Below are 18,489 nucleotides of genomic sequence, written 5' to 3'. Positions count from 1 at the left end.
CGCGATGAGCGAGTTCGTTCACCTGCACGTCCATTCGCAGTACTCGATGCTGGACGGCGCGCTGAAGGTGAAGAACCTCTGCAAGCTCGTCCAGAAGCAGGGGATGAACGCGGTCGCGCTGACCGATCACGGCAACATGTTCGGCGCGATCTCCTTCTACAAGACGGCGAAGGACGCGGGCATCAAGTCGATCCTCGGCGCCGAGCTCGAGGTGGTCGTGAACGGCCACGGCCACCACCTGCCGCTGCTCGCGGCGACGGAGGAGGGCTACAAGAACCTCGTCGCGCTCGTGTCGCGCGGCTACGTCGAGCCCGATCCGGGCGGCCCTCCCGGCGTCCCGTGCGTGCCGCTGTCCGCGCTCGACGGCAAGACGAAGGGCCTCATCGGCCTCACCGGCTGCATGGGCGGGCTCGTCGCGCAGAGCATCCTCGAGCAAGGCCCGGAGGCGGGCGCGAAGATGCTCGGGCAGCTCAAGGAGATGTTCGAGCCGGGCTCGCTCTACGTCGAGCTGCAGGACCACGGTCTCCCCGAGCAGCCGATCCTGAAGGGCATCCTCAAGGACCTCGCGAAGCGCTGGGACCTCCCGCTCGTCGCGACGAACGACGTCCACTACGGCACGAAGGACGACGCGGACGCGAACCTCTTCTTGACGTGCATCAAGACCGGGCGCTCGTTCGAGGAGGCGAAGGAGCGGCACCACGGCTCGCACGAGATGTTCCTCAAGACGCCGGCGGAGATGAGCGCGGCGTTCCCCGACGAGCCGGAGGCGATCAAGGCGACGCTCGAGATCGCCGAGAAGTGCCAGCTGAAGCTGAAGCTCGGCAACCCGATGCTCCCCTCCTTCGGCGTCCCGGAGGGGATGGACGAGCCGACCTACTTCCGCAAGGTCGCGGCCGACGGGCTCGAGGCGCGCTTCGCCGAGTTCGAGGCGGTCGGCAAGACCGTCGACAAGGACGCGTACCGGAAGCGCCTCGCCTGGGAGGCGGACGTCATCTGCCAGATGAAGTTCCCGGGCTACTTCCTCATCGTCTGGGACTTCATCCGGTTCGGGAAAGAGAACGGGGTCCCGGTCGGCCCCGGCCGCGGCTCCGGCGCCGGCTCCATCGTCGCGTACGCGATGCGGATCACGGACCTCGATCCGATCCCGTTCAACCTCCTCTTCGAGCGCTTCCTCAACCCCGAGCGCGTCTCGATGCCCGACTTCGACGTCGACTTCTGCATGGACAAGCGCGAGCGCGTCATCCAGTACGTGCAGAAGAAATACGGCGAGACGAGCGTCGGCCAGATCGCGACCTTCGCCGAGCTGAAGGCGAAGAGCGTCATCAAGGACGTCGCGCGCGCGCTCGCGATCCCGCCGTTCGAGGCGCAGCAGGTCGCCTCGCTGATCCCGAACAAGACGCCGGCGGAGACGTACACGATCACGGAGAGCCTCGGCATCGAGCCGAAGCTGAAGGCGCGCTACGAGACCGAGCCGAAGATCAAGCAGCTCCTCGACGAGGCGATCAAGCTCGAGGGCCTCACGCGCCATGCCGGCAAGCACGCGGCCGGCATCGTCATCAGCGAGGGCCCGCTCTGGGACCACGTCCCGGTCTTCAAGGACGGCAAGAGCGAAGGCTTCATCACGCAGTACTACAAGGACGACGTCGAGCAGGCGGGCCTCGTCAAGTTCGACTTCCTCGGCCTGAAGACGCTCACCGTCATCGACATCGCGCAGGCGCGCATCCACGCGCGCCCCGACCAGCAAGGAAAAGAGGGCAAGGACAAGTTCGACATCAACACGATCGGCCTCGACGACCGCGCGAGCTACCAGCTGATGGCGTCGGGCGAGACGAAGGGCGTGTTCCAGCTCGAGTCGAGCGGCATGCAGCAGCTCTTCAAGGACCTGCAGCCGGACGCGTTCGAGGACATCGTCGCGGCGGTGGCGCTCTACCGCCCGGGCCCGCTCGGCACCGGCATGGTGAAGGACTTCGTCGACTGCAAGCACGGCCGGAAGCCCATCGCGCAGATGCACGACAAGGTCGACCACATCCTGGTCCCGACCTACGGCGTCATCGTCTACCAGGAGCAGGTCATGCAGATCGCGCAGGCGCTCGCGGGCTACTCCCTCGGCGGCGCCGACCTCCTCCGCCGCGCGATGGGCAAGAAGAAGCCCGAGGAGATGGCCAAACAAAAGGGCATCTTCGTCGAGGGCTCCCTGAACAACGGCGTCACGGAGGAGGACGCAGACAGGATTTTCGGGCTACTCGAGTATTTCGCGGGTTACGGGTTTAATAAGAGTCACAGCGCCGCGTACGCGCTGATCACGTACCAGACCGCGTTCCTGAAGGCGCATTACCCCGCGGAGCTGCTCTGCGGGATCATGACGTCGGACAAGGAGAAGATCGACAAGGTCGTCCGCACGATCGCCGACGCGCGCGCGATGGGCGTCACCGTGCTCCCGCCCGACGTGAACGAGAGCGACATCGATTTCAAGGTCGTCTACACGCATCCGAACGGGGACAAGAAGATCCCTCGCAACGCGAAGAGCAGCGTCGCGCGCGATCGGTGCGGGCCGCAGATCCGGTTCGGGCTCGGGGCGGTGCGCGGGCTCGGCGGCGCCGCGCTCGAGGCGCTGCTCGAGGCGCGGAAGGAAGGCGGGCCGTTCGTCGACCTCTTCGACTTCGCGTCGCGCGTCGACGCGAAGCGCGTGAACAAAGGCGTGTTCGAGGCGCTCGTGCAGTGCGGGGCGTTCGACTCCACCCTCGCGTCGCGCGGCATCACGCGCGCGGACGCGTTCGAGTCGATCGACATCGCGCTCGAGCGGTCGCGCGCGGCGAGCCGCGACCGCGAGCGCGGGCAGACCAACCTCTTCGGGCTCTTCGACGCCGCGCCGCCGAAGACCGCGAACGGGGGCGCCCCCGCGGCCGGCGGCTACAAACGCGCCGAGCCGTGGGACCGGCGCGAGATGCTCGTGCGCGAGCAGAAGGCCCTCGGCTTCTTCGTCTCCGGGCACCCGCTCGAGCGGTACGTGCGCGGGACGGGCGGGCTCGCGAAGCTCGACGCGGTGCCGATCAACTCGCTCTCGACGATGAAAGACTGGGCGCTCGTGAAGGTCGTCGGCACGGTGGAGGGCTACCGCGAGCGCATCTTCAAGGACGGCGGAGGCAAGGTCGCGTTCCTCGAGCTCGAGGACCTCACCGGCCGCGTCACGTGCAAGGTGCGCGGCAACCAGATCGATCAGCTCGCGCCGACGCTCACGAGCGGCGAGCCGGTGCTCCTCACCGCCAAGGTCAGCTTCCCGCGGCGCGACGACGGCGAGGACGACGGCGCGGAGGAAGGTCCGCGCGAGCCGACGCTCTTCATCAACGAGGCGACGCTCCTCTCCGAGTCCGTCAAGCGAGATACGAAGGCGGTCGCCATTCGGCTGCTCGCCGAGAAGACGACGCCGGCCCACCTCGACCGCATGGCGGCCGTCCTCGGCAAGTCGGAGGGGAATTGTCCCGTGTCGCTGGTCCTCGCGATGAAAGACGGCGCCGAGGCGCTGCTCTCGCTCGGCCGGGATTTCCGGGTCGAAGTCAGCGACGAAGTCCTCTCCGGCCTCGAGAAGATCTTCGGCGAGCAGGTCGCCGAGCTTCGTTAGCAAAAGCTACGGCGAGCACGTTCCGTGCCCGACTCCGCGCGACGATTCGCGACGACGATGCGATTTCGTGAGACGAGGAACGGGAAAGACGCTGTTATGCTCGAAGAGTGCGGCACGATCTCGCGAGGACGGCGACATGAGCTCGACTTCGCGGTCGCCCGACGACAATGCGCCGCCGCCCGTCGAAGAGTCGGGTAGCCGCGCGGCGGTCGAGCCCTCGACGTCGGGAGAGAAGAAGGCAGGTCGCCCGTCGCCCGGTCGCTACTCGCTCTCCGACAGCGACGAGGACACCGCGCAGACACGGATCGACTCGACGATGCGCATGCCCGCGGTGAAGCCCGAGCCTCCGAGCAGCAGCCCCCGCAGCTCGCGCACCGGGCTCGCCGCGCAGGTCGGTCCGCCGACGCCGCAGCCTTCGCCGAAGCCGGGCACCGCGCCCGCCGTCGCGACGAAGCCCGATCCGCCGCGCGCGACGCTGACCTCGCCGACCGGCGGCACCTTCGGTCGCCCGCTCGGCGCGTCCGCCGTCACCGGCCCGAACCTCGGCGCGCACGTCCCTCCGCGCCCGAACCTCCCGCGCCCGGGCACCCCCGCCGCCGCGTTCCCCGCGCGCCCCGCGCCCCGCTTCCCGACCCAGCGCGCGATGCCGGCGCCGCAAGCCTCCGGCGCCGCGCCGGTGGACACGGTCGACCGCATCCCCGACTCGATCGTCCCCAAGTTCGACGAGCCGGCGCCCGCCTCGGCGCGCGCGGGGCTGCCGAGGCCGTCGCGCGCCTCGCAGCAGCTCGCCGCGATCGCGCTCGGCGAGCACATCTCGACCGCGCCGCCGTCGCCGCGCCCGCCGCCGGCGCAGGCGCAGGGCGTCCTCGACGACTTCGACGACGGCTCGATCGCCTCCGCCTTCGACGCGCTCGTCTCGGAGGACGTGCAGTCGCAGCCCGGCCGCCTCGTCCTCGATCTCCAGCCCGTGCGCGAGCTCTTCTCCGAGCTCGCCGCGAACCACATGCGCCACGTGCGCGACTTCATGATCGACGTGAAGTGGGGCGAGGTCACGCGCGACTGGATCCACATCTGTCTGCCGCCCGTGCGCACGCTGCGGCGCGCGGCGGAGCGGCTCGAGCTCGCCGAGCTCGAGGTCGCCCTCGGCAAGCTCGCGATCGAGCTCGATCGATCGAACGAGGCCGGCGGACAGATGCTCGACAGCGTCGAGAAGCAGCGCCTCCTCGAGACGTACAACGCGCTCGTCGACATCCTCCCGCAGGCCTTCGCGCTCGATCGCGACAAGACGCAGCGCGAGGCCGTCATCGTGCAGGCGCTGCTCCTCCAGATCCCGGACGTGCGCAAGGTCACGATCGACAAGCTCCACGCCGCCGGCCTCACGAGCCTCACCGTGCTGTTCGAGGCGAACGCGAACGACATCTCCCATGTCGCGGGCATCCCGCTCGAGGTCGCGACGCGCATCGTCGAGCGCGTCGACGCCTACCGCAACGAGCTCAAGGCCTCGTCGCCCACCGACGCGCGCGCGGCCGAGCGCGAACGCCTCGCCGCGCTCGCGAAGGAGCTCAAGACCCATCACGACGGCTACGAAGACGCGGCCAACGGCTGGGGCTCCGACGCGAAGGCGAAGAAGCGCGAGCACTTCAAGGGCCGCGAAGAAGCCTGGCTCGAGATCAGCGTCCTCCTCGCCCGCTTCGGCGAGGTCGACCGCCTCCAGGGGATCGAAAAGGTCCCCTTCGCCCAACGCATCACCCAGCTCTCCGACTACCTGGAAGAAGCTGCCGACAAGTACCGCTCGCCCGAAGGCTGACTGCGACTTCGGTGTTGAAACTCCTAACGCGAAGCAGATAACTTCGTTCTCCTCATCGTCGAGAAAGAAAACGTCATGGCCGAGCTCACCGCGGATGCCGTCGTCAGCAAAGTCAAACGCGGCGAGAAGATCGATCGCGCGGATCTCTCCGGCATCAACCTCGCGAACGCCATCCTCGAAGGCGCGAGCTTCCGTCGTTGCGACATGGTCGGCGCCAACCTCGAAGGCGCGAAGCTCCGCAACGCGAACCTGAAGAGCGCGAACCTCTGCGAGGCGTTCCTCTCCGGCGCGGACCTGCGCGACGCGAACCTGGACAACGCGGACCTCGAAGGCGCGAACCTCCAGCGCGCGCAGCTCGCGGGCGCGAACCTGTCGCGCGCCAACCTCGAAGGCGCGAACCTCCAGGGAGCGAACCTCTCCGGCGCGCGCCTCACCCACGCCCAGCTCGATCTCGCGAACCTCGGCGGCGCCGACGTCGCCGGCGCCGTCCTCACGCACGCAGATCTCGGCGAGTGCTACCTCGGCGCCGTCAAGATGATGAAGGCGGAGCTGACGAACGCCAACCTCAACGACTCGAACCTCGAGGACGGCGACTTCACCGGCGCGACGCTCGCCGACGCGCAGATGCGCGGGATCAAGGCGCGCGGCGTGAAGCTCGTCGGCGCGGTGCTCTCGAAGGTCGACCTCGGCAAGGCGAACCTCGCCAACGCCGACCTCACCAACGCGGACCTCCGCAACGCGACGCTCACCGACGCGAAGCTCGAAGGCGCGAACCTCACCGGCGCGAAGGTCCACGGCCTCACCGCGAAGGGCGCGCAGCTCTCCGGCATCAAGGCGGACTGGCTCGACAACAGCCCGAACGCCGACGGCTCCGTCCGCGTCGCGGCGGGCCAGGTGCAGGGCGTGCTCTCCGGCGAGCTGCCGCGCACGCCGGCGGCGGCGGTGCACGAGGCGCGCGCCGCGAACCACCGCTTCTTCGGCCGCGGCGACGTGCTCCGCAACGCGTCGCTCCAGTTCGACGAGGGCGCGACGGTCGAGATCGAGAGCCTCTTCGAGTCGTGCACGATCGCGCTCGGTCGCGGCACCGAGCTCCTCATCGGCGCGGAGGGCATGCTGGCCGGGTGCCAGATCACCGGCGCGGGCAACATCACGATCAAGGGGAAGTTCTTCGACACGCTCGACGGCAAGCCGGCGGGCAAGAAGCAGAGCGGGCCGGCGATCGTCGGCGCGCACTCGCTCGTCATCTCGTCGACGGGCGCCATGGTTGGAGCGGTGCAGCAGCCGGCCGAGAACACGCGGTTCGCGTTCGAGCCCGGCTGTCAGCTCCGCATGAAGATCACGAAGTCGAATACGCCGGCCGAGAGCGGTGGCGGCAATGGTTCCGGCGGCGGTAAGGGCAAAAGGTAGGAGAGCGACATGAGCAACCTGAGTTCGGCGACCGAAAAACGTACGCTGGTCGAAGAGGGGACCACGTTCAAAGGTTCCATGTCCTCGACCTGCCCCGTCCTCGTGAAGGGCGGGATCGAAGGAGACGTGCAGGCACCGTCGCTGACGGTCGCCGGGAGCGGCACCGTCTCGGGCAAGGTGAAGGCGGGTGAGCTGAAGAGCGAGGGCTCGCTCGCGGGCGAGTTCGACGTGGAGAAGATCCAGCTGTCGGGCTCGGTGAAGGACAACACGATCATCCGCGCGAAGTCGCTCGAGGTGAAGCTGTCCTCCACCGCCGGCAAGATGCAGGTCGTCTTCGGCGAGACCGAATTAGAGGTTGGGGAGCAGCCGACCCGAGAAAAAGCGGCTGCGAAGGACGCGAAGGAAGGCGACAAGAGCGACAACGGCAAGAGCGTCCCGCCGCCTGCCGAGAGCTGAGTTTTCTTGTTCGAGAGGGGCCAGCCCCTCTCGAGCTCACCCCGCCGGGGCCTCTCCGCGCGAAGCGCGCTGCGCCGCCCCGGACCCCCGAGAGGGAGAACCGTAGCGTTCGAGCTTCGACTCGCGCATGCCTTTCCGCTCGCGTCCAAGCGTCACCCAATCGCGCTGCGACCTGATAGGTTAGGGAGGCATGGCCTCGGATCGCGACGACCTGTTGCGCATCGACGGGACCGGGACGGTTCATCCGCTCGGGCGCGTCGCGAGCCAGCAGCTGCGTCCGCGGGCGGGGGAGTGGCGCCTCATCGCGTCGCCGCGCGATCTCATCATCGCGCGGAGCATGAGCAGCGGCGACGCGGTGCTCAAGCTCGCGGGCGAGATCCGCACGCCGGGCGCGCTCTCGGACATCGTCGCGCTCGCGGCGCAGTCGCAATGGATCGGCGAGCTCATCGTCCTCGCGGAGGCGGGCACGCGCTCGTTCTACTTCGATCACGGCTCCGTCATCCACGCGTCGACGACGGTGGCGGAGGAGCGCATCGGCGAGACGCTCTATCGCTTCGGCGTCCTCACGCGCGAGCAGCTCGAGAAGGTCGTCATGACGAGCGCCGAGACGAACAAGCGCCTCGGCGAGACCGCGATCGACCTCGGGATGGTCCCCGCCGACACGCTCTACGCGATGATGGCGCGGCAGGTGGAGGAGATCTTCTACTCCGCGGTCCAGGTCAGCGAAGGCGCGTTCTACTTCTTCGATCGCTACGAAGAGAAGAACATCATCCGCCGTCACAACCTCAACGCGGGCGGCCTCCTGATGGAGGCGGCGCGGCGCATGGATGAGATGCGGTTCTTCCGCGAGAAGATCCCGAACGACAGCTTCATCCCGGTGCCGGTGCCGGGGCGCAAGCCGCCCGACGAGCTCGCCGAGGTCTTCGGCAAGATGGACGGCGTGAAGAGCATCGCCGACATCGGCCGCGCGATCGGGCAGCTCGAGTTCGAGATCACGCGCGCGTCGTTCCAGCTCGTCGCCGGCGGCTGCGCGTACGTCATCGCCCCGCGCCCGCGCGGACCGGAGGCGATCGTCGAGGCGTTCAACCCGGCGCTCGCGGCGATCCACGAGAAGTGCGACGAGGCGGGGAAGGGGCCCGAGCTCCGCGAGGGCCTCGCGCGCTTCGCGACCGGCGGCGGCGTCTACGATCCGCTCTTCATGGGCGCGGGCCCGGCCTCGGTCGACGGCACCCTGAAGCCGACCCGCATCGCGAGCAACATCGCGATGCTCGCGGGCGACGATCCCGACGCCTGGCTCGTCGGCCTCATGAACGACTACGTCGGCTTCGCGCTCTTCCAGGCCGAGTCGCTCCTCCCGCGCGACGCCCAGGCCGCGCTCACGCAGCAGGTGATGGAGCTCTTGAAGCCCCTCCGCCCGCTGCTCGAGCCCGCGCCCTTCTCCCGCGGCGCGGCGTAGCGCCGGGCGTTCCGTGCCTCGCGCTTCGCGCTACGCCCTTCGCGGCTAGCGGATCTCCTCCGGCACCGCGACGTCGACGGTGACGACGATTTCGTGGAGCGGCTGGGTCGGTCCACCGGCGGGAGCGTCGAACGTCCACGCGCCTTTGATCCGTCCGTCCTCGTACTTGAACGTGTCGCTCTTCGTCTTGGCGTTCGCGATCGACGACCGGTATTCGAGGCCGTGGCTCAGCACCGCGCGCCGTTTCTGACCGTTGTTCGTGTCGGGCAGGACGAAGGGCTTCAGCCCTTTCGTCTCTTCGAAGAGGATCTCGATCGTGCTGAACGGATCGGTCGACTCCGGGTCCCGGTCGCCTTCGAAGCTGTTGCGGAAGAACCTCAGGAGCGACGAGTTGTTGCTCAACATCGCGCCGGTCGCGCCCTTCAGCTCGATCGGCGCACCATCGAGCGTGACCTCGATCGTCCCGACCGCGCTCGCGGGGTTCGTCCCCGAAGAGGACGCCGACGACGAAGCGGACGTCGACGAGGAGGAGGACGACGACGACGAGGACGAGGACGACGACGTTGAAGACGAGGAGGGCGAGCCGCCGTCGTCAGACGAGCTGCAAGCGAGCCCCAGCAGCCCAGCACCAAGCAAGGTCAGAAAAACGCGAGTCATTCGAGCCTCCAGCGATGACGAACCCCTGACCGTACCACGCACGATCGCGACGGGCGCGTCTACTGCTTCGAGGTCGACGAGCCGTGAGCTCAGCTCGCGCGGCGGCGGCGGTGGACGAGCGCGACGCCGAGGAGGAGGAGGCCCGCTGCGGAGCCGGCGCTGCCGGTGGTCGGGAGGCCCGTCGTCATCGCGCAGCCCTGCGTCTGGTAGGCCGCGGAGCGCGCTGACTTCTTCTTCTTTTTCTTCGGCTTCGGGGTGGGCTCGTCCTCGTCGTCCTCGTCGTCGTCGCTGCTGCCGGTCGGCTCGTCGACGTCGCCCGTGGTCGTGTCGACGTCGCCCGTGTTGGTCGGCTGCGTCTCGACCGGAGACTCCTCCGTGTCGTTCGACGTCGTGCTGTCGGGCGTCGTCGGCTGCGTCGGCGGGGGCGTCGCCGGACCGAGCGCGTTGTTCGTGTTCTGGTTGATCCAATCGTAGTAGCCCGCGATCTGCGTGTAGATGCCCGGCGCGTTCGCGCGCGCGCAGCCTTCGCCGAAGCTGACGATGCCGACCTGCACCGGCGTGCCGCCGACCGGCATGAAGAGCGGGCCGCCGCTGTCGCCCTGGCACGCGTCGCGGCCGCCGTTCGGGAAGCCCGCGCAGAGCATCTTCTCACCGAGCGTCGCGCCCGCGATGTTCATGCTCGCGCACTCCGCGTTGCCGATGAGCGGGACGGTGACCTGGCGGAGGTCCGCCACCATGTTGCCGCCTTCGCGCGTCGCGCCCCAGCCGACGACGGTGAGCTGCGTGCCGGCCTTGCCGAGCGTCGCCCAGTCGGACGCGGTCATGACCTTCGCCGGCTGACGCGTCACCGGGCGCGAGAGCTTGATGAGCGCGATGTCGTTGTTCATCGTCGCGTCGCTGTACTGCTGGTGCTGGAACGCCTGCGCGACGGTGACGACCTCGCCGCCGCCGGCGTTGCTGTTCTGGCGACCGAACGCGACGCGCGTCCAACCGCCGTTCCGCTGCCCGACGTTGAAGCAGTGCGCAGCGGAGACGACCCACTCCGGCGCGATGAGGGTCGCGCCGCACTGCGGACCCTGCGCCGTCTCGAGCTGCGCCATGCCCGGCCACGCCTCGATGCTCGCCGCGGTGCCGCCGACGATGAGCGAAGCGGTGTCGCCCTTCTCGTCCGGCTCGGTGACGGCGCTCGAGCAACCGACGGCGACAGTGGCAACCACGAGAGCAAGTGCGAGGCGCATCGGAGACGAGCTACTTCAAGTTGCGGGCCGATCGCGATTCACGCGCGAATCCCGCACGTGCACGGTTTGATCATGGGTGCCTGGATCGACGCTTCCGAACGCGATTTCCAGCGCTCATGTGGGTGCATGAAGGTCACGAATTCTCGAACAACGACGCACACTTGGCGTGCGGTTCAGGAAATTTTCAGTGACGTCGTCCCCAACGAATTGCGGCAGAATGTTGCAAATGCCAGGCGGGCAGCGTTGAAGAATCAGTCGCCGAAGGTGCCGTGCCGGCCCTTGCCGCTCTTGAACGAGGTCGCGCCGGCGACCGCTTCGCCGCTCGCGAGTGACTCGAGGCCGATCGCGAACTCGTTCGCGATGGCGCGATCGAGCGGGAGGGCGAGGGACTCGTACGCGCTCCGGCGATCGCCGCGCATCGTACGCTGCGGGAACGCCGCGATCTGCGCCGCGAGCTCCTCCGCCGCCGCGCGCGCGGTGCCCTTCGGGACGACGCGGTTCGCGAGCCCGATCGCGAGGGCCTCCTCGGCGTCCACCGCGCGGCCGGTGAGGATCAGGTCGAGCGCGCGCGAGAGGCCGATGAGGCGCGGGAGGCGCACCGTCCCGCCGTCGATGAGGGGGACGCCGAAACGCCTGCAGAATACACCGAATACGGCGGTCTCGTCCGCGACGCGCAGGTCGCAGAGCAGCGACAGCTCGAGCCCGCCCGCAACGGCGTGGCCCTCCACCGCCGCGATCACCGGCTTCGAGAGGAACATCCGCGTCGGCCCGAGCGGTCCGTCGCCTTCCGGCGAGACTCGGTTCGCGTGCGAGAGCCCCTTCGCGACGCCGCTCAGATCGGCCCCCGCGCAGAACACGCCGCCCTCCCCGTAGAGGACGGCGACGTGCGAAGCGGGATCAGCGTCGAATTCGCGAAAAGCCTGCGAAAGGGCCTCCGCGGCGGCGCGGTCGACGGCGTTCTTCACCGCCGGCCGCGCGAGGACGATCGTCGTGACCGTCCCGTTTTTTTCGGTCCGGACGGAGTCCGCGCTCACTTCTTCGGCTTGGGAGCCGCGGGCGGCTTGGCGCCCCACACGCTGTACGCGACGACAAGCGCCGACGCCTTCTTCGCGGAGCCGATGCCCTCGGCCGTGCCGAGCGCCGTCTTCTTGCCCTTCGCGTCGATCTGGGACACGCCCTCGTCCGCGACGGTGAACTTCGAGCCGTCGAGGCCAGCGAGGTCGTCGCCATCGAACTTCGCGTACGCCGCGCCTTCGCCGTTCGTGATGTTGCCGTCGACGTCGGCCTTGAGGAGCCCCTTGCCGTCCTTGTCCTGGAGCTCCATGCCCGTGACCTTGTGGGTCGGCTTGCCGGCGGTGTTGACCGTGCCGTCGGACTTGATCTCGATCTCCGTCGCCTTGCCCTTCAGCTTCACCTTGAGCTTCGCCGACTCGGCCGGAAGATCGAGCTTCGGCGCGGGGGGCGGGGCGGGCTCGGCGGCGGCCGTGCCACCGTCTGCGCCGTCGGCCGTGCCCGGCATGTCAGCGCCTCCGTCTCCCTCGGACGCCGGGGGCGTCTCCGGGGCGGCGGGCGGGGGCTTGTTGTCGCCGCACGCGTAGAGCGAGGTGGCGAGGACGAGGAGGCTGAGGCCGAGACCCTTGGCTACGAAGCTCATGTTGCGCGGCAAGGTAGTTGATCTCCGCCGCGCCGTTCAAGCTGGATCTTGGCGCCGGATCAGGTCGTAGAGGGCGATTCCGGCCGCGACCGAGGCGTTCAGGGAGTCGATCGCGCCGCTCATGGGCAGGCGCGCGAGCTCGGAACAGGCGCGTTTGATCGGTTTTCGCAGGCCTTTTCCCTCCGCGCCGACGACGAGGAGGAGGGGCCCGTCGACCGGGACGTCGGCGATGACCTTGTCGGCGTTCGCGTCGAGGCCGATCGACCGCACTCCTGCCGCATGGAGCCGCTCCAGCGCCGAGCCGAGGGAGCTCACGCGGCAAAGCTTCGCGTGTTCGACCGCGCCGGCCGACGCGCGGAACGTCGCGGGAGAGAGCGGCGCCGAGTGGTGCTCGGGCCAGACGATCGCGCCCGCGCCGAGGGCGACGGAGGAGCGGATCACCGCGCCGAAGTTCTGCGGGTCCTCGATCTCGTCGAGCGCGACGATGACGCGGAGGCGCGCGAGGTCGGCGATGAGGTCCTCGAGCTCCACGAGCGCGAGATCGGGCGCGTACGCGATCGCGCCTTGATGGCGCGCGCCCTTCGACCGCGAGTCGAGCTCGCCGCGCGGGACGCGCACCACCGTCGCGCCGCGATCCGTCGCGAAGCGCGCGACCGCTTCGATCTGGGGGCCGCCGCGCTCCTCCACCAGCACGCGCTCGAGGCGCTCGCCATGGACGCGGATCGCCTCCCGGACCGGCTGAAGGCCGGTGACGAGGCGGCTCACCCGCGCCCCCGCGTTTCGCGGCGGTCGGCGACGAGGCTCATGGCGAGGCGGCTCACTCGCGCCCCCGCGTTTCGCGGCGGTCGGCGACGAGGCGGCTCATGGCGAGGCGGCTCATGATGCGCGTGCGGCGGCGGCGGCTTCGGCGATCGCGCGCGCGGCCTCCAGGCGGTTCGCCGCGTCGCGAATGGGGCGGCCGACGACGAGCCAGTCGGCGCCGTCCTTCATCGCCTGCTCGGGCGTCGCGACGCGCTTCTGATCGCCCGCGCTCGCGTCGGCGGGACGAATGCCGGGCGTCACGATCGTCGCGCCGGGCCCGAGCTTCGCGCGGAGCGACGCGACCTCGGCCGCGCTGCACACGAACCAGCGGACGCCCTCTTCGTACGCGAGCTCGGCGAGGCCGAGCGCGGCGAGGCTCGCGCGCGACGGCTCCTTCGCGGGCGCGGGGGCGGCCTCGCGGATCGCGGCGGGGTTGAACGGCGCGACGCGGCGCGTGACGTTGATGCCGACGTCGTCGAGGTCGCCGTCGTCGAGCGACGTGAGGATCGTCACCGCGCAGATCGCGAGCGTCCCGCCCTCGGTCTCCGCGCGCTTCACCGCGCGCCGCAACATCGCGCGCCCGCCGCTCGCGTGCACGGTGACGAGCCGCGCGCCGAGGTTCGAGGCCTGCGCCACCGCGCGCTCCACCGTCTCGGGGATGTCGTGGAGCTTGAGATCGAGGAAGACGGGCCGCTCGACCTCGCGCCCGATCTTCACCGCCTCGGGGCCGGCCTGCACGAACAGCTCGAGGCCGACCTTCACCATCCCGACCGCGGGCGCGACCTCCCGCGCAGCGTCGCGCGCCTCCGCGAGGCTAGGGAGGTCCAAAGCAAAAGCGACCGGTGAGGACATCACCGATCGCTTCTATCAGCTTTCCAGCAACGCGCTCGACTGCGTTGAGGCGAGCGCGTTTACTGCACGCAGCCGCAGAGCGGGTCGCCGGGCTGGCAGTTGCACTTCGTGCTGCCGCCGCCGCTGCTCGTGTTGGTGGCCGGCTTCGGGCCCTTGCCCGCGCGGACGGCGGCGATGTTCGCCTGCGTCTGCTGCTGCTGCTTCTGCGCCTCGGCGAGCTTGGCCTTGGCGATCGCGACGTCGGCGTCGCTCTTCGCGTTCGCGAGCTCGCTCTGCGCGGCGGTCATCTGCTCCTGCTGCGTCTTGAGATCGGCCATCAGCTTCTCGAGCTGCTGGTTCTTCGCGGCGATCTCCTCGTCCTTGAGGGCCTGGATGCGCGCGGCCTCCTGCTGCGACGACCAGAACGCGTAGCCGCCGCCCGCGCCGCCGAAGATGAGGACGGCGACGACGCCGACGATGACGTACGTGAGCTGCTTCTTCTTCTTGTCTTGCGAGAGGGCCGCGAGCTGACGCTCGTGGTCCTGCTGCTGCTGCATCGCGCGGTGCCGGGCCTGGTTCTCGGCGTCGACGCGGGCACGCTCGACCTCGCCTTGCCGGATGGCCTCGAGGCGCGCGGTCTCCTCGCGCTGCCGCTGGTCTTCCTGGCGCCGGCGCTCCTGCTCGGCGTTGAGGCGAGCCTCTTCGGCTTCGCGCGCGCTCCGCTCGGCGTCGAGGCGCGCTTGCACCTCGGCGTCGGCCTTGCGCTTCTTCTCCGCGTCCTCCTGCTTGATGCGGTCCTCCTCAAGGTTCATGAGCTCCTTGAGAGAGAAGAGAACCGAGGACTCTTTCTGTTCCGCCATGTCGTGGTCCTTGGAGAAAAAAGTTACCCGCGGCCGAGCGGCTTCGCAAACGTTATGTCGCGAACACGCGAGGTTCGCCGATCCTTTGCTTGCGCCTCACGAGCGCCCCGGGAGAGGATGCCCACCATGGCGAACGTGAACGCACACATCACGGGGACGGTCTGGAAGATCGAGGTGAAGGAGGGGGACACCGTGACCGAGGGCCAGACCTGCGTCATCCTCGAGTCGATGAAGATGGAGATGCCGGTCGAGGCGCCGCAGGCGGGCAAGGTCGAAAAGATCGCATGTTCCGAGGGCCAGGCGGTCAACGAGGGCGATCTTCTCCTCACGATCGTGTGATGATCGTCGGATGAGGAGCCGAGGCCGCGCGACGCTCGTGCTCGTCGGGGCGCTCCTGCCGACGGGGCTGCTCGCGGCGTGCGGCTCGTCGAAGCTCGCGGGAGCCGGAGCCGAGTGCTTCGTGGCGACCGACTGCCGCGAGGGCCTCGTCTGCATCGAGCAGCAGGACAAGACCCGCCGCTGCACCGACGATCCGAGCCGCGCGGCGGGCCGCCTCCCCCCGGAGGCGAGCACCGACGACGACGACGACGGCCGCGAGGGCGGCCGCGGCCGCGAGGGAGGTCGCCGTCGCGACGGCAGCGGCGGAGGTCAGGACCCTGGCGACGACGAGGAGCCCGCGCCCGACACCTGACCGAGCGGTCACCGTGTGACGTCGAGCCCCCGCCGTCGAGCAAGGGGCGTGGCATGCGATCTCGCGCACCTCGGCGGCGGGTCGAACGACGGCCGCGCCGTCGAGCAAGGGGTGCGCGTGGCGTGGGCGCGCGTGGGAGGTCGCTTTGGCGCGTTGGTGCCGCGAGGCGTTGCGAACGGCAGATCCTGCCAGTGCCCCATACCGACGACGTGGCGAAAGGCCGGCTTCTCGTGCGGGCCCAAATCACGGCTACGAAGAGCGCGGCACCGCACGACGTGAACGGGGAGCTGCGAGTTACGTCGCGCGTCGGCCGGTACGGCGGTTGAGGAGGCGCATCAGGTCGAGGACCGTACGCTGCGCATCGCGCGACAAGGAGGCGAACGCACGTCCGGCTTCCATCGCCGCCGGCGAGAGGTCGCGCGTGCCGAGCAGCTCGCCGGGGTCCACGCCGAGCGCGCGCCCGATCGCGCTCAGCGTCGAGAGCGACGGATCCGACTTGTCGTTCTCCACGCTGCTCAGGTAGCGCGCCGAGAGACCCGATCGATGGGCGAGCTCCTCGAGCGACCAGCTCATCGATGTTCGTCGCCGTCGGATCTCCGTCCCGATACGCACGATGAGAGGATTTCGTAGTGCGTCGGTCCATACGATGAACGATGAGTCTTGTAGACATGAACTATGGTTTATGAGAGAAGCGTGGGATGGGGTGGATCCGTGACATCGCCGTGTGCACGCTCCGCCGGCATCGAGGGGTCGTCGTGGTCGGTGCCGCGCTTGGGCTCAGCTCGTCTGTGAGCTCGAGCGCTCAGACGACGAGCCCTCCGCCGAAGCCCGCTGCAGCGACGACCGCATTCGCCGATTGTCGGGCGCAGCAGAAGGTCGGCGACGCAACCGCGTGCTGGAAGGTGTGGCTCTCCCGCTACGCGGGCGTCGGGACCGAGGCCGAGGTCGCCTACGCGGAGGAACACGCGCAACCCAACACCGCGGCGACAGCTCCACCTGCGGGCGAGAAGGGGACGGGCGAGAAGGGCGTGGTCGAGAAGGCTGGTGGTGAGAAGGCTGCGGGCGAGAAGGTGGCGGGCGAGAAGGCTGCGGGTGAGAAGGGCGTAGGCGAGAAGGGCGTGAGCGAGAAGGGCGCGGGAGAGAGAGCGGTGACGGAGGGCGAGCCGGCCGGCGCGAGACAACCGCCGAGCGGGGCCGGCGCGTCGCCGTCGTCTCCTCGAATCAAGGGCGCGGTCCTGGACTTCTGCGCGCCGCGTGCGACGAAAACGAGCGCGACGCGATACGAGAAGCAACGCCTCGTCCTCTTCGCGATTGGTGGAGCGGAGCGGCTCGAGGAAGATCCCAGCGTCGCCAAGACACGCCCCGCGCGCCTGCTGCGCGATGTGTTCGCCGCGCGCTTCCCCATGCCGCGCTTCGACAACGTCCTCGTCGACCTCGCGGCGAAGCCCGGGTGGGAGTCGGCGGAGACGCTGCCGATCGCCGACGTCGAAGCGTTCCTCGCGACGCCGATCTCCGACGCCGACGACGACGGCGACCGCCGGCGGCGCGAGGCCGCCTTCGCGCGGTACTCGATTCGCTGCACCGACTACGTGGCGTTCCCCGTCGTCACCGGCCACGCGATCAAGTGGGCGGAGCATCGCGCCAAGTCGAAGGACGGCGGTGAGCGGACGGTCAAGACGCCCGACCTCGAGGTGAACGCGTCGCTCGCCATCTTCAAGCGCGACGGCTCGCAGTTCCGCAAGGTCGCCGTCGTGTCGGCGAGTGTTCCCGGCATCGCCGACCGGGCGAGCGACGCGGCGGCCTCGACCGCCGCTGACGTCACGAACAACATCCAGGTCGGTGGCGTGGACCTCGTCGCCGCGATCGACACCGCGGCTCAGCTCCCGCAGCAGATCAGCGCCGTCCCCGACGTAGGCTGCATCGCGGAGAAGATCGCCGCCGGAAGGGGAGGCGTCCCGGCATGCTTCGCGGCGGGCGATGGGCCGGTGACGCACGCGGCCGAGACGATCGACGAACGGATGAGCGCCGCGTGCCGGAAGGCGATGCGGACCGGAGAGCCGGACGACGTCACCACGTGCGAGGTGCGCGTGCGTGCCTTTCAGCTCGCGCGGAGCCTGCAGAAGGAGGCGCGCAGCGTCGAAGGGTGGAAGCTCTTCGGTGTCCTCTCGTTCCGCAAGGAGGGGCTCGCGGTGAACCTCGGCGAAGCGGAAGGCGTCCGCGTCGGCTACGGCTTCGAGATCCGCGACGCCGGCGGCGATCGTATCGGATACCTCAAGGTCATCGACCTCGGGCCTGGCGGCGACGCGGCCGACGAGAAGCCGTCGTACCTCGACGTTCGCGCCGGTGAGATCACCGACGGCGCGCGGCTGAGCGAATATCCTCAGATCGGCCTCTCGCTGACGCCCTTCGTCAGCGCGGGCGCCGTCACCGCGAGCAGCTCGTCGGTCGCGTTCACGGAGGAGAGGTCGCAGCGGTTCCTTCCACCGACCGCGTTCTTCGGCGGTGGCGCGTCCGTCGGCTACGACCTGTCGTCGCTCCTCGGCTGGTCGGAGGTGGCGCTGCGCGTCAGCGGCGCATACCTGGCCGGCTACGGCGGGGAGAACATCATCGCGTCGATGATCCCGATCGAGCTTTCCTTCGAGAAGGGGCTCTATCTCGCGCGGCGGCTCACGCTCGTCTTCTCTCCCGGCTTCCTCATTCAGCACAACAGCGTGCAATTCAAGATCGCTCCGAGCATTCGTCCGGAGGGCGCGCTCGACGTCACGGGGACGACGATCGGTCCGTCGGTACGAGTCGGGCTCGACGTGATGCTCCATCCGGACTGGAGCCTCCGCCTCGAAGGGGCGACACGCATGCCGCTGACGACCGTGTCGTACGAGGGGCCCGCGATCCCGGCGTGGCTCGCGGCGCGGAGCGATCACTTCATGACCGTCGGCCTGAACCTCGGGCTCGCGAAGACGTTCTGACTCGGGTTTCGCCCTATCGGGCAAACCCGAGTCGGTCATGCGGCCC

Annotated in this window: 16 protein-coding genes; 8 read left to right on the top strand and 8 right to left on the bottom strand. The window is 69.3% G+C overall.

What is annotated here, in order from left to right; all coding sequences use genetic code 11:
* Positions 1 to 4: 4 nt before the first annotated feature.
* The 5 genes from dnaE (at position 5) to KF837_06395 (ending at position 8,745) form a co-directional block, all read left to right on the top strand.
* Positions 5 to 3,619, top strand: coding sequence for a DNA polymerase III subunit alpha (gene dnaE, locus KF837_06415; GenBank protein MBX3226925.1), 3,615 nt, complete (start codon positions 5 to 7; stop codon positions 3,617 to 3,619).
* A gap of 136 nt (positions 3,620 to 3,755) precedes the next feature.
* Positions 3,756 to 5,426 carry a hypothetical protein gene (locus tag KF837_06410; protein MBX3226924.1) on the top strand — a complete coding sequence of 557 codons (1,671 nt, stop codon included), beginning with the start codon at positions 3,756 to 3,758 and terminating at the stop codon, positions 5,424 to 5,426.
* Positions 5,427 to 5,501: 75 nt separating this feature from the next.
* Positions 5,502 to 6,833 carry a pentapeptide repeat-containing protein gene (locus tag KF837_06405; protein ID MBX3226923.1) on the top strand — a complete coding sequence of 444 codons (1,332 nt, stop codon included), beginning with the start codon at positions 5,502 to 5,504 and terminating at the stop codon, positions 6,831 to 6,833.
* A gap of 9 nt (positions 6,834 to 6,842) precedes the next feature.
* Positions 6,843 to 7,289 carry a polymer-forming cytoskeletal protein gene (locus KF837_06400; GenBank protein ID MBX3226922.1) on the top strand — a complete coding sequence of 149 codons (447 nt, stop codon included), beginning with the start codon at positions 6,843 to 6,845 and terminating at the stop codon, positions 7,287 to 7,289.
* Between the two features lie 190 nt (positions 7,290 to 7,479).
* Complete coding sequence (locus KF837_06395) at positions 7,480 to 8,745, top strand: DUF4388 domain-containing protein (GenBank protein ID MBX3226921.1); 1,266 nt, start codon at positions 7,480 to 7,482, stop codon at positions 8,743 to 8,745.
* A gap of 45 nt (positions 8,746 to 8,790) precedes the next feature.
* Here the strand turns inward: KF837_06395 and KF837_06390 are convergent, their stop codons facing one another.
* The 7 genes from KF837_06390 to KF837_06360 all read right to left on the bottom strand — a co-directional run bounded on the left by KF837_06390 (position 8,791) and on the right by KF837_06360 (position 14,738).
* Positions 8,791 to 9,402 (bottom strand): hypothetical protein, encoded by a 612-nt coding sequence (locus KF837_06390; GenBank protein ID MBX3226920.1) that lies wholly within the window; start codon positions 9,400 to 9,402, stop codon positions 8,791 to 8,793.
* Between the two features lie 89 nt (positions 9,403 to 9,491).
* A complete protein-coding gene (locus KF837_06385) occupies positions 9,492 to 10,619 on the bottom strand; it encodes a serine protease (protein MBX3226919.1) in 1,128 nt (375 codons plus the stop codon).
* A gap of 272 nt (positions 10,620 to 10,891) precedes the next feature.
* Complete coding sequence (locus KF837_06380; GenBank protein ID MBX3226918.1) at positions 10,892 to 11,674, bottom strand: crotonase/enoyl-CoA hydratase family protein; 783 nt, start codon at positions 11,672 to 11,674, stop codon at positions 10,892 to 10,894.
* A complete protein-coding gene (locus KF837_06375) occupies positions 11,671 to 12,294 on the bottom strand; it encodes a hypothetical protein (protein ID MBX3226917.1) in 624 nt (207 codons plus the stop codon). The genes KF837_06380 and KF837_06375 overlap by 4 nt, the downstream gene beginning before the upstream one ends.
* A 36-nt stretch (positions 12,295 to 12,330) precedes the next feature.
* Positions 12,331 to 13,059 (bottom strand): 23S rRNA (guanosine(2251)-2'-O)-methyltransferase RlmB, encoded by a 729-nt coding sequence (gene rlmB / locus KF837_06370; protein ID MBX3226916.1) that lies wholly within the window; start codon positions 13,057 to 13,059, stop codon positions 12,331 to 12,333.
* Between the two features lie 111 nt (positions 13,060 to 13,170).
* Positions 13,171 to 13,947, bottom strand: coding sequence for an orotidine-5'-phosphate decarboxylase (gene pyrF / locus KF837_06365; protein MBX3226915.1), 777 nt, complete (start codon positions 13,945 to 13,947; stop codon positions 13,171 to 13,173).
* Between the two features lie 59 nt (positions 13,948 to 14,006).
* Positions 14,007 to 14,738, bottom strand: a complete 732-nt coding sequence (locus tag KF837_06360; GenBank protein MBX3226914.1) for a hypothetical protein — start codon at positions 14,736 to 14,738, stop codon at positions 14,007 to 14,009.
* Positions 14,739 to 14,912: 174 nt separating this feature from the next.
* Here KF837_06360 and KF837_06355 point away from each other — a divergent pair, with 174 nt between their 5' ends.
* Positions 14,913 to 15,125, top strand: coding sequence for a biotin/lipoyl-binding carrier protein (locus KF837_06355; protein ID MBX3226913.1), 213 nt, complete (start codon positions 14,913 to 14,915; stop codon positions 15,123 to 15,125).
* A 10-nt stretch (positions 15,126 to 15,135) separates the two neighbouring features.
* On the top strand, positions 15,136 to 15,477 hold the full coding sequence (locus KF837_06350; GenBank protein ID MBX3226912.1) for a hypothetical protein: 342 nt from the start codon (positions 15,136 to 15,138) through the stop codon (positions 15,475 to 15,477).
* 294 nt (positions 15,478 to 15,771) lie between these two features.
* On the opposite strand, the gene KF837_06345 is transcribed toward KF837_06350, so the two are convergent.
* A complete protein-coding gene (locus KF837_06345) occupies positions 15,772 to 16,050 on the bottom strand; it encodes a helix-turn-helix transcriptional regulator (GenBank protein ID MBX3226911.1) in 279 nt (92 codons plus the stop codon).
* A 215-nt stretch (positions 16,051 to 16,265) separates the two neighbouring features.
* Between KF837_06345 and KF837_06340 the strand changes: the two genes are divergently transcribed.
* Complete coding sequence (locus KF837_06340) at positions 16,266 to 18,443, top strand: hypothetical protein (protein ID MBX3226910.1); 2,178 nt, start codon at positions 16,266 to 16,268, stop codon at positions 18,441 to 18,443.
* Positions 18,444 to 18,489 lie beyond the last annotated feature (46 nt).

The sequence above is a fragment of the Labilithrix sp. genome, assembly GCA_019637155.1.
In the GTDB taxonomy this organism is placed as follows: domain Bacteria; phylum Myxococcota_A; class Polyangia; order Polyangiales; family Polyangiaceae; genus Labilithrix.
Note: the sequence above shows the minus strand (reverse complement) of the source record. Positions and strands in the feature narration are given on the sequence as shown.

Excerpts from the sequence above, each read along its gene's own strand:
- dnaE (MBX3226925.1), top strand. The coding sequence starts at position 5 with ATGAGCGAGTTCGTTCACCTGCACGTCCATTCGCAGTACTCGATGCTG.
- KF837_06410 (MBX3226924.1), top strand. The coding sequence starts at position 3,756 with ATGAGCTCGACTTCGCGGTCGCCCGACGACAATGCGCCGCCGCCCGTC.
- KF837_06405 (MBX3226923.1), top strand. The coding sequence starts at position 5,502 with ATGGCCGAGCTCACCGCGGATGCCGTCGTCAGCAAAGTCAAACGCGGC.
- KF837_06400 (MBX3226922.1), top strand. The coding sequence starts at position 6,843 with ATGAGCAACCTGAGTTCGGCGACCGAAAAACGTACGCTGGTCGAAGAG.
- KF837_06395 (MBX3226921.1), top strand. The coding sequence starts at position 7,480 with ATGGCCTCGGATCGCGACGACCTGTTGCGCATCGACGGGACCGGGACG.
- KF837_06390 (MBX3226920.1), bottom strand. The coding sequence starts at position 9,402 with ATGACTCGCGTTTTTCTGACCTTGCTTGGTGCTGGGCTGCTGGGGCTC.
- KF837_06375 (MBX3226917.1), bottom strand. The coding sequence starts at position 12,294 with ATGAGCTTCGTAGCCAAGGGTCTCGGCCTCAGCCTCCTCGTCCTCGCC.
- pyrF (MBX3226915.1), bottom strand. The coding sequence starts at position 13,947 with ATGTCCTCACCGGTCGCTTTTGCTTTGGACCTCCCTAGCCTCGCGGAG.
- KF837_06360 (MBX3226914.1), bottom strand. The coding sequence starts at position 14,738 with ATGAACCTTGAGGAGGACCGCATCAAGCAGGAGGACGCGGAGAAGAAG.
- KF837_06355 (MBX3226913.1), top strand. The coding sequence starts at position 14,913 with ATGGCGAACGTGAACGCACACATCACGGGGACGGTCTGGAAGATCGAG.
- KF837_06350 (MBX3226912.1), top strand. The coding sequence starts at position 15,136 with ATGAGGAGCCGAGGCCGCGCGACGCTCGTGCTCGTCGGGGCGCTCCTG.
- KF837_06345 (MBX3226911.1), bottom strand. The coding sequence starts at position 16,050 with ATGAGCTGGTCGCTCGAGGAGCTCGCCCATCGATCGGGTCTCTCGGCG.